Source organism: Oerskovia rustica, assembly GCF_014836555.1.
Classification (GTDB): Bacteria; Actinomycetota; Actinomycetes; order Actinomycetales; family Cellulomonadaceae; genus Oerskovia; species Oerskovia rustica.
Window position 1 is genome coordinate 1 of record NZ_JACSQQ010000053.1, and the last position, 10,648, is coordinate 10,648.

Genomic DNA, 10,648 nt, shown 5'->3' on the forward strand with positions numbered 1-10,648 from the left:
TTCTCAAGCAACCGACACGCACCGACTCCAACCCACCAGGGGCCTTCACTCGGGGCAACTTCTCTAACCTACCAGACTCATTCCCGCGTCTCAACTTCGCCGTGTCCGGTGAAGGAGAGCCGCCTGAGCCGACCGCCCCGGCGGCTTCTCATGACACGCAGAGATGCCCTGAGAAGATCTGAGGGGTGGCCACCCGGGGGATCCAGCCACTTCGCGGCGGCTCCGAAGAGCTTCGCAGTGGTGTCTGTTCCTCCCTGCCGGGCTGACTTCGAGAACATTACGGGGTGCCCGTCGCCCCCGTCAACTCGCCTCCCGGAACCGCAGCCGGTCCCCCGGTCGGAGCTGCGCGGCGACGTCGAGCGCGCCGGTCCGGACGACACCGATCACCGGATAGCCACCCGTGACGGGATGGTCACGGAGGAAGAGGACGGGTTGTCCGTCGGGCGGGACCTGGATCGCGCCGGGCACGAGCCCTTCGCTCGGCAGCTCTCCGCTCCGTCGTCCGACCCGCCCACCCGACAGCCTGAGGCCGACCCGGTTGCTCGCGTCCGTCACCTCGAACGTGACGCCCAGGAGGTCGCGCCAGGCGGCGTCGTCGAACCACTCGTCCCGCACCCCGCGGCGCACCGTCAGCTCGACGATCCCCGTCGTCGCGGCGCGGGGCGCCGCCAGGTCGACCATGGGCAGACGGGACGGTCGCGGCCCGATCGCCAACCGGTCCCCCGCGCGCAACGGCGCGGGCCCCAGGCCGGCGAGGACGTCGAACGAACGCGACCCCAGCACGGGCGCCACGTCGAACCCGCCGCGCACGCCCACATAGGTCCGCGTCCCGCGCGCGGCGAACCCGAGGTACAGCTCGGCTCCCCGGCGCACCTCGAGCACCGCTTGCATACCGACCGGCGTGCCATCGAGGACCGCCGGCGCCGTCGCGCCCGCGAGCGCGACCGTCGCCCGCTCGTGGAACCTCAGGACCAGCCCGCCGAGGGTCACCTCGAGCGCTGCGGCGGAGTCGTCGTTGGCGAGCAGGCGGTTGAGCAGGCGCAACGCCATCTTGTCCGCGGCGCCCGACCTCCCCACCCCCGACGACGCCCAGCCCGGCCGCCCCTCGTCCTCGACGAGCGTCAGCGGCCCCGGCGCGAGAACCTCGACGCCACCGGCACGGTCACCCTCGGCAGGCCGTCGGTCATCCTCGGCGGAGTGCGCGTCACCCCCGGCGGACAGCACGTCACCCTCGGCGGACAGCGCGTCACCCCCGGCGACAGCAGCGTCACCGTCGGCGTCGCCCGGCAGCCGGTCGACCTCTCGGAAGCGCACCCTCGTCCCCGCGGTCAGGAGCGCGGGCGGGTCGCGGTCGACGTCGAACAGCTCGACGTCGGTCCGGCCCAGCAGTCGCCACCCGCCGGGAGTCGCACGGGGGTAGACCGCCGTGAGGTCGCCCGCGAGCGCGACCGACCCGGCCGGCACCCGGGTCCGCGGGGTCGCGAGGCGGGGCGCGGCGATCGCCGGGTCGACCTCGGTCAGGTACCCGAAGCCCGGCATGAAGCCGCCGAACGCGACCACGTACTCCCGTCCGCTGTGGCGCGCCACGACCTCGGCGACGGACAGCCCGGCCCACGCGGCGACGTCGGGCAGGTCCTGCCCGTCGTAGACGACCCGGATCTCCACGAGGCGCCCCTCCCCCTCCTGCGCGACCGCGCTCCGCGACTCCCACGCCGCCCGGACCGCGTCCTCGACCCGGGCCAGGTCCGCGGTGGTCGCCGCGTCGTCCAGCAGCACGAGCACCGTGCGCGCCGCGGGCACGACGTCCACGACGTCCGGCACGGCCGCGGCGCGCAGCGCGGCGGCCAGCGCGTGCACGTCGTCGAGCCCCGCGAGGTCGACCATGAGGGCGTGGTCGCCGTACGCACCGATGCGGGGCCCGCCCGACATCCCCGGCACGGTCACCGCCCGATCGCCTGCACGACGACGCCGCTCGCCTGGAGCACCCGGCGCACCTCGGTCAGGAGCGCGACCGCGCCGGGGGTGTCCGAGTGGACGCAGACCGAGTCGGCCTCGACCGCGATCTCCCTGCCGTCGGAAGCGACCACGACGCCCTCGGTCACCAGGCGCAGCGCGCGGTCGGCGACCTCGGCCGGGTCGTGCAGGACCGCGCCGCGTGTTCCCCGGGGCACGAGCGACCCGTCGGGCGCGTAGCCACGATCGGCGAAGACCTCGTGCACCACGGGCAGCCCCGCCTCCGCGGCGAGCCGCAGCACGGCCGACCCGGACATCCCGACGACGGGGAGCGTCGGGTCGTACCCCACGACCGCTTCCACGACGGCGCGCGCCTGCTCCTCGTGCCGGACGATCGCGTTGTAGAGCGCGCCGTGCGGCTTGACGTACCGGACCCGGTCCCCCGCGAGGCGCGCGAACGCGTCGAGGGCGCCGAGCTGGTAGACGACGTCGGCCGTCAGCTCGGCGGGCGTGACCGCCAGGAAGCGCCGCCCGAAGCCCGCGAGGTCGCGGTAGGCGACGTGCGCACCGATGCTCACGCCCCGCTCGACGGCCGCGCGCGTGGTGGCGCGCATGATCATCGGGTCCCCCGCGTGGAAGCCGCACGCGACGTTCGCGCTGGTCACGAGGTCGAGGAGGGCATCGTCGTCCGCGAGCGCCCACGGCCCGAACCCCTCGCCCAGGTCCGCGTTGAGGTCGATGCGGCGCGCGTCGGGCGCCGGGAGGTGCGTCATGTCCCCATCATCGCCGAGAGCACGCGCGTCGGCCGTGACCCGCGGGTCACGACCGGCTGTGCTGTCAGGTGCTGCCAGGTGCTAGTCAGGTGCTCGTCTCGTGCCGTCGGGCACGTCAGGCACGTCAGGCCATCGACGGCTCGGCGTCGACCAGGTCGGCACGGATGTCCTCCCGCAGCTGGGGTGTGGGTTCGTGACCGTGCTTGCTGATCATGTGGTCGTACGCGGCGTCGAGGACTTCCTCCTCCTCGCCGGCGATCGTCAGCGTGCAGTTGATGACGCTGGGCGTGGTCCGACAGTCGACCATCTTCCTCATGTGTTCTCACCTCCCCTCACGCGGGCCCCGTCGTCGGGGCTCCGGCGGGGGCGGCGTCCGTGGGCTGGGCGGGCGACGTCTCCGGTCCTTCCACCGTCCTCCGGGCGGGGCGGGGTGTCAACGGCCCGACGGCGGGACGCCCCTCCCGCTCGTCGGTGCGGCCGGGTAGATTTCCGCGGGTGACGACCTCCCTGCGCACCGCGACCCCCGCCGACGCCGACCGCCTCGCGGCCCTGGCCGCGATCACGTTCCCGCTCGCGTGCCCGCCAGGTTCCGACCCGGCGGCGGTCGCCGAGCACATCCGCACGCAGCTCTCCCCGGAGAGGTTCGTCGCGTGGACCGCGAGCGCCGACCACGCGCTGCTCGTGGCCGAGTCGCCCGGGTCGCCCGGGTCGCCCGACGGGGCTGCCGAGGCCGGAGGGGCCGACGCGTCCGACGGCGCCGGAGACCTGGTCGGCTACGCGCTGCTCGTGCGCGGCGTGCCCGACGACGCCGACATCGTGGCCGTCGTGGGCGACGAGCCGACCGTCGAGCTGTCGAAGATCTACGTGCACCCCTCGTCCCAGGGCACGGGGGTCGCGAGCGACCTCATGCGGGCCGCGCTCGACGCGGCACCGGCCCTCGTCCCGGACCGGGCCGTGTGGCTCGGTACCAACGGGGAGAACGCGCGGGCCCAGGCGTTCTACCGCAAGCACGGGTTCGCGTTCGCGGGCACGCGCACCTACGTCGTGGGCGGCGAGGCGCACGACGACGTCGTGATGGTGCGCCCGCTCGACTGACCCCGTGCTGAGCCCGACGCCTGGGCCACACCGTGCGCCGCGGTGAGCGGCGCCGTCGGGCCAGGGCGTGGCCCACGTGCCCGCGGGCGCCGGACGACGGCCCGGGGGCGGGAACCCGAAGGTTCCCGCCCCGCCCGCTGCGGTCACACCGTCAACCGGTCAACCGGTCAACCGGTCACCCGCAGCTCGTCGCCGCGTAGGCGACGTCGAAGGTCGTGGTCCGACCCCCGGCCGTCGCCGTGACCTGAGCGACGCCTGCCTCCACCGCGCCGGCACGCGCGCTGAACGACTGGTGCGCGGACTTCCCCGGCTGGACGCCGAGGAAGGTCTTGGTGCCGAACGGCGTGGTGACGACGATGTCCGCGGGGACGTCCTCGTCGTTCACGACGCGCACCGAGACGTTGGCCGTGCGCCCCACGCACTGGGACTTCACCGTGGAGGTGACCTCGACCTCGGGCTCCGGCTCGACGGTCAGGTCCTTGACCTGCACGTCCCGGAACGAGACGTCGTCGCCGTTGCCGTGGTTCTGCAGCCCGACGAAGCCGGACGACAGGTCGCGGGACGGCTCGGTCGAGGTGAAGTCGTTGATCAGCGTCCCGTTGAGGAACACCCGGATCCGCTGGCCCTCGACCCTGATCTCGTACGCGTTCCACTCCCCCGGCGCCTTGAGGACGGCGTCGCGGGCGGCGAGGTCGGCGCTCTGGAACGTGTAGATCGCACCGGTGGTGCGGTCGTCGGCGTCCGTCGCGTCGATCTGGATCTCGTACCCCTGGTTGACCGCGACCCACGGGTCGTTCCCCGGGTCCGGGAACCCGACGAAGACGCCCGAGTTGTCGTCCCCCGCCATCTTCCAGTCGAGCGTGAGGCTGTACGCCTCGAGCTCCTCGGGGTACCAGAGCAGGCCCATGCCCCCGGTGGACAGCATCGAGCAGTCCTCCTGGAGCTCGAACCCGCCCGGCCCGGCCATCTTCCAGCCCGCGAGGGACTCGGCCGTGCCGTCGAACAGCATCCGATAGCCCTCGGCCGGGGTGGCCGGCTCGCAGACCTCGGGCTCGTCGTCCACGAACGTGACGTCGCCGAACGCGACCGTCGTGGGAGCCGTCTGGTTCTTGCCGAGCGCGAACGGCCCCGGGGCGATCCCCGCGAGCGTGTCGTTCGTGACCGGTGCGAGGTCCGTCCAGGTGACGCCGTCGAGCGACCAGGACCCCGTGAAGGTGCTTCCGTCGCGCGACAGGCGCACGTGGTAGGTCTTGTCGGCCTCGCGCGGCAGGTCGGACACGCCGGGCTGCGGGTCCTGGACCACGTCGCCCTTCTCGCTGCGTGCCTCGAAGCCGACGGTCCCGGCAGCCGCCCCGTTGTGGATCACGCCCACCTTGACGTAGTTGGCCGGGTCCTTGAAGACCATGAGGCCGCCCTGGTGGTAGTTCTGCGTGAGGTCGGCCGTGACGGTCGTCTCGACCGTCCACGTGTCACCCGTGACGACCTTGTTGCGCAGGATGTTCGGCACGGTCGAGTTGGTCGCGCCGAACACGTCGTCGTCCGTGGTGGTCAGGCGCAGCGCGCCGTCGCTCACCGCGAGCCTGGACGCGTCCGGGTTGACGACGTACCAGCGGCACGGGTCGAGCTCGGTGCCCTCGAACGTGTCGCTCGCCGTCGTGCCCTCGCACGTGGGCGGCGTGGTGCCGTCCACGAGGCGCACGTAGTCGAACGCGACGTCGATCTGCGCCGCGCCCGCGAGCTTGCCGAGCGCGAAGACACCGACCCCGGCGTCCTGGGCCGCCGGGTTCTTCACGCCACCCGGCAGCGCTGCCCAGGTCTGGCCGTTGTCGACCGAGACCTGGCCCGTGAACGTGTCACCGGCGCGGGACAGCCGCAGCTGGTACTCGCCGTAGACCGGCTTGGCGAGGTTGTCGATCCCCGGCTGCGGGTTCTGCGTGACGTCGCCGACCTCGCTGCGCAGCTCCGCCCGCACCGAGCCGTCGTCGTTGCCGACCACGTCGAGCTTCACGTAGTTCTTCTCGTCGAGGTAGACGATGAGGCCGCCCTGCTGGGCAGACCTCGTGAGCGGCGCCGTGAACGACGTCTCCACGGTCCAGGTGTCTCCCGGCTGGTCGGTCGTGACGATGTTCGGCACGGGCGAGTTCGCCGTCCCGTAGAAGTCGTCGTCGGTCGTGGTGACGACCCACTTGCCGTCGCGGACCTCGGCGAGGTCCGGCCGGTAGCTGTGGACGTCCCACCGGCACGCGTCGATCGACGCGCCGAGGAACTCGTCGACCGGTCCGCGCTGCGGGTCGGTCTCGGTGCACTCGAGGGTGCCGAACGTCGTCACCTTCACGGTGCCCGACGCCGAGGCGCCGGCCGGGTCGGTCACGGTCACCTTGGCCGTGAACGCGCCTCCCGTCGTGTAGGTGTGCGTGACCTGCGCGCCCGTGCCGGTCCCGCCGTCGCCGAAGTCCCACGCGTACGTGAGCGCGTCGCCGTCGGCGTCGGTCGCCGCGGCCGTGAACGTCACGTCGAGCGGGGCGTCACCCGTGGTGGGCGTGCCCGTGACCGACGTGACCCTCGGTGCCACGTTGTTCGCCGCACCCTTGCCCGCGAAGTGGAGCGAGTCGACGTCGAACATGTCGCCCGTGCCCCCCGACGCCGAGCGCGCGACGAAGAACAACGTGTTCGTGCCACCCGGGTCCGTGATCGGCACGACGTCGGACGACGCGTGCGTCTCCCAGCTGCCCGTCGAGCCCATCGTGATGGTCCCGAGGAGCGGACCGTTCGCCGCTCCCACGCGGACGTCGATCAGACCGCCCGCGTTGCCCGACGTGTAGCGCGCCGAGATGCCCGTGATGTCCTGGAGGTTCATCCGGTCGAACGCGAACCAGTCGCCCGGGGCGATGTAGCCGAGCTGCTTGGCGCCCTCGGCCGCGGCCTTGTCGACGACCTGGACACCCTGCTGGGCCGTGAAGTACTCGGCCTGCTTGGTGCGCGTGTGCAGGACGGCCTCGTCGTCGCCGCTGAGCGCGGGCACGCCCTCGGCTCCACCGTCGGTGTAGGTCGCGTTGACCACGCCGAAGATGTTGGCGTCGAGTCCGTGGCCCTCGTCCTTGACCGTCGTGAGGACGCCCTCGCAACCGGTCGCGCTCGAGAGCGGGTGGCCGTGGTTGTCGTGGCCGAGGATGTACTCGACGACGACGTTCTCGCAGTCGACCTGGTTGCCGTCCTCGGCGTCGGTCACCGTGACCTTGAACGGCACCTGGTCGCCGAAGTCGAAGAACTGCCCGTCCTGCGGCAGCTCCAGCGTCACCACGGGAGCGGTGTTGCCGACCGTGACGGTCGTGGTGGACACCCCGGTCTTGCCGTCGGGAGCGGTCACCGTCAGGCGGGCCGTGTACTGGCCCTTGGCCGTGTAGGTGTGGGTCACCACGGGCTCGGTCGAGTCGACCGTGCCGTCCGAGTCCACGTCCCACGCGTACGTGAGCGGCAGGTTCTCGGGGTGCTTGGACCCCGAGCCGTCGAGGACGACCTCGAGCGGCACGCCACCGTTGGTCACCGACGCCTCGATCTCGGCGACGGGAGAGCGCGAGCCCTTGACATAGTCGATGCGGTAGACCGCGGAGTCCGCGGCGCCGCCGAAGTAGCCGCTGCCGTAGTCGAGCACGTACAGCGAGCCGTCCGGACCGAACTCCAGGTTCATGGGACGACGGATGTTCAGCCCCGTCAGCGCCGGGGCGAAGCCCGCAGGGCTGCCGTCCTCGTTCAGCACGGCCTCCTTGATCCAGCGCCGCTCCCACTCGTACAGCAGGGGCTTGCCGTCGTAGTACTGCGGGAACTTGGTCTCCGAGTCGAGCTCGGGGTCGTAGTCGTAGACGACGGCGCCCATGGGCGACTCGCCGCCCGAGCCGAACGCCGGGACGTTGCCGCCGTCGTAGGGCTGCCAGGCAGCGATGGCCGGCGGCAGGTCCACGAGGCCCGTGTTGTTCGGGCTCGTGTTCTTGGGGGCGCTGCAGTCGAACGCCGCGCCCGAGGTGCCCGTGGCGAAGTCGTGGTCGACGTAGGGGACGTTGTCCCCCACGCAGTACGGCCAGCCGTAGTTGCCGGGCTCGGTGATGACGTTGAACTCGACCGAGCCACCGGGGCCGCGGTTCGGGTTGGCCCCGCCCGCGTCGGGCCCGTAGTCGCCGAGGTGCACGTAGCCCGTGGCCTTGTCGACCGAGAACCGGAAGGGGTTGCGGAAGCCCATCGCGTAGATCTCGGGACGAGTCTTGTCCGTGCCCGGTGCGAAGAGGTTGCCGTCCGGGATCGTGTAGGTCCCGTCGTCCTTCATGGTGATGCGCAGGAGCTTGCCGCGCAGGTCGTTGGTGTTGCCCGAGGAACGCTGGGCGTCGTAGGCCGGGTTGCGCGTCGCCCGCTCGTCGATCGGCGTGTAGCCGTCCGAGGCGAACGGGTTCGTGTCGTCACCCGTCGACAGGTAGAGGTTGCCCTCGGCGTCGAAGTCGATCTCGCCACCCGCGTGGCAGCAGGTGCCGCGCGAGGCCTCGACCTCGAGGATCTTCTTCTCGCTCGCCAGGTCGATCGTGTTCTGGTCCGTGAGCGTGAAGCGCGAGAGCTGGTTGTAGCCGTCGAACGCCTCGAACGACTCGGGGCCCGTCCCGTTCTCCGGGGCGTCGCCCGCCGGAGTGCTCAGCCTCGGCGCGTAGTAGAGGTAGACCCAGCGGTTCTCGGCGAAGCCAGGGTCGATCGCGACCCCCTGGAGCCCGTCCTCGTCGTGCGAGTACACCGGGATGGTGCCCGCGAGGGACGTCGACGCGTCCGCGGTCGTGTACCAGACCCGCCCGTCCCGCGAGGTGTGCAGGACGTCGCCCTCCGGCAGGACCGCGAGCGCGATGGGCTCACCGGTCTTCTCGGCGCCCTTCGCGAGCGTGATCTGCTCGTACGAGCTCTCGACCGTCGCGCCGCACTCGGCGTCGACCGCACCCGCGGCGGTCTGGATGCCACCCAGCAGGTGCTGGACGAACGCCGGGTCGGTGTACGACTCCTGCGTGTGGCCGCCGCCCGTGTACCAGGAGCGGCCCCCGGCCACGTCCTGGCACCAGGCGGTCGGGTGGTCGGCGCCCATGGCGCCTCCTCCCGGCGAGTACGTCGACTCGTCGAGCGTCGCGAGCACGTGCACGTCGCCGCGCGGGTTCTCGCGGAAGTTGTACCACTCGTCGTACCGCTCCCACGAGGCGGGCAGGTGCGCGGTGGAGGGGTGGTCCTTGTCCGCGACCACGACGGTCGCGGTCTGGTTCTGCGGGTGCGCCGAGAAGTACGCGCCCACGAGGTCGCCGTACCAGGGCCAGTCGTACTCCGTGTCGGACGCCGCGTGCACGCCCGCGTACCCGCCGCCGTCGGCGATGTACGCCTCGAACGCGGCCTGCTGGTCGGCGTTCAGCACGTCGCCGGTCGTCGAGAGCCACACGACCGCGTCGTAGCCCGCGAGGTTCTCCTCGGTGAAGGCCCCCGCGTCCTCGGTCGCGGTCACGGCGAAGTGGTTGTCCTCGCCGAGCTGCTTGATCGTCGCGATCCCGGCCGGGATCGCGTCGTGCCGGAACCCGGCGGTCTTCGAGAAGACGAGCACGGAGAACTCGTCGTGGGCAGCGGCGGGGGTCGCCGTCAGGGCCAGGGTCGGGGCGGCGAGCGTCAGCGCGACGAACGCGCTCACCCCTGCCCGTCTTCTTCGGTGTCGTACGGTCACAGCTTTCTCCTTTGAAAGTCGATCGTCGTCCTCCGCGGCGGCGGGGCCGCCGGTCCTGCGTCCGTCCTCACCTCCTCGTGCGCACGGTGCCCCTGGGCGCCCGCCGGGACTCGGCCCACCCGCAGGTGGTCCCGGCGGGCACCGGTCTAGTGGTCGCTCTCGCCCAGGCTCGCGGCGCCGTCGCCCGCGTCGTCCGGGTGGAGCGGGAGGAACACGTGGACGTGCCCCTGGTCGGCGCCGACGCTCAGCTCGTCGAGCTGGGTCGCGGCCATGGCCCACGTGTCGGCTGCCCGCAGCCGCAGGTCGGCCGCGAGCGCCAGGAGCTCTGCGCGGGCCGGCTCGGCCGCGCCCTCGGCCAGGACGAGCGTGTCGACCGTGTCGCCCAGCAGCGCGATCGAGACGCCCAGCCCGTTGCGCGTCACGTTGTACCCCGACGCACCGGCGGGCAGGGACTCGGCCTCGGTCGTCAGGGTCGCGAGCGCCTCGCGCCAGGTCGCGACCTGCTCGGGCGTCGCGGGGGTGCCGGGCGAGCCGTCGAGCGGCAGCGCCACGGACAGGTCGTTCATGGTCGGGACCAGGCGCTCCTGGGCGGAGAGCGCGAAGTCGGTCACGACGCCCAGGTTCTTGGCGTCGCGCGCGGCCTCGGCGGCCTCGAGCTCGGCCACGCGCGCGGGGTCGACGGCGTACGCGCCGGACGCTCCGTCGTCGGGCGCTCGCGTCACGGCCCACACGACCACCGCGACGACGACGCCGACGACGACCACCGCGGCGACCGCGAGCCACGCGCGGCGAGCGCGCGAGAGATTCCACGGCCACCGGGCGCTCGTGCGCTCCGGTGGCCGCTGCTGGGGACGGCCGGCACCGTCCCCGGACCGGGGGCCCGCTCCCCGAGCGGTCGCCGACCGGGCCGCGAGGTCCGCCTTGCTGCGTCGTGCTGCGGTCTTCTGCGCCACGGGTCGGTTCCTGTCTGTCGAGGGCGGGAGGTCGTGCCGACGCGCGAGCCTGGCACGAGGAGGGGGCTCGACGAGGACGAGCCGACGAAGAGGCCTGCCGGGAGACACGGCAGGGACGCGCTGTCAGGTGCCGCGCGTCGTCCGAC

At 72.5% G+C, this 10,648-nt stretch carries 6 protein-coding genes; 1 reads left to right on the plus strand and 5 read right to left on the minus strand.

Annotated elements, in window-relative coordinates; all coding sequences use genetic code 11:
* Positions 1-300 precede the first annotated feature (300 nt).
* The 3 genes from pxpB to H9652_RS18635 all read right to left on the minus strand — a co-directional run bounded on the left by pxpB (position 301) and on the right by H9652_RS18635 (position 3,042).
* The gene (gene pxpB, locus H9652_RS18625) at positions 301-1,929 is read right to left on the minus strand and encodes a 5-oxoprolinase subunit PxpB (RefSeq protein WP_191798204.1); all 1,629 of its coding nucleotides are present in this window, start codon (positions 1,927-1,929) and stop codon (positions 301-303) included.
* An 11-nt stretch (positions 1,930-1,940) separates the two neighbouring features.
* Positions 1,941-2,726: a LamB/YcsF family protein gene (locus tag H9652_RS18630; RefSeq protein WP_191798206.1), complete on the minus strand. Its 786-nt coding sequence runs from the start codon at positions 2,724-2,726 to the stop codon at positions 1,941-1,943.
* A gap of 124 nt (positions 2,727-2,850) precedes the next feature.
* Positions 2,851-3,042, minus strand: coding sequence for a DUF1059 domain-containing protein (locus H9652_RS18635; RefSeq protein WP_138823657.1), 192 nt, complete (start codon positions 3,040-3,042; stop codon positions 2,851-2,853).
* A 179-nt stretch (positions 3,043-3,221) separates the two neighbouring features.
* On the opposite strand from H9652_RS18635, the gene H9652_RS18640 reads away from it, so the two are divergent.
* A complete protein-coding gene (locus tag H9652_RS18640; RefSeq protein ID WP_191798208.1) occupies positions 3,222-3,821 on the plus strand; it encodes a GNAT family N-acetyltransferase in 600 nt (199 codons plus the stop codon).
* 175 nt (positions 3,822-3,996) lie between these two features.
* Here H9652_RS18640 and H9652_RS20005 read toward each other — a convergent pair whose 3' ends face one another.
* Complete coding sequence (locus H9652_RS20005) at positions 3,997-9,516, minus strand: ThuA domain-containing protein (RefSeq protein ID WP_318244274.1); 5,520 nt, start codon at positions 9,514-9,516, stop codon at positions 3,997-3,999.
* Positions 9,517-9,695: 179 nt separating this feature from the next.
* Positions 9,696-10,502: a hypothetical protein gene (locus H9652_RS18665; RefSeq protein WP_191798210.1), complete on the minus strand. Its 807-nt coding sequence runs from the start codon at positions 10,500-10,502 to the stop codon at positions 9,696-9,698.
* Positions 10,503-10,648: the final 146 nt, after the last annotated feature.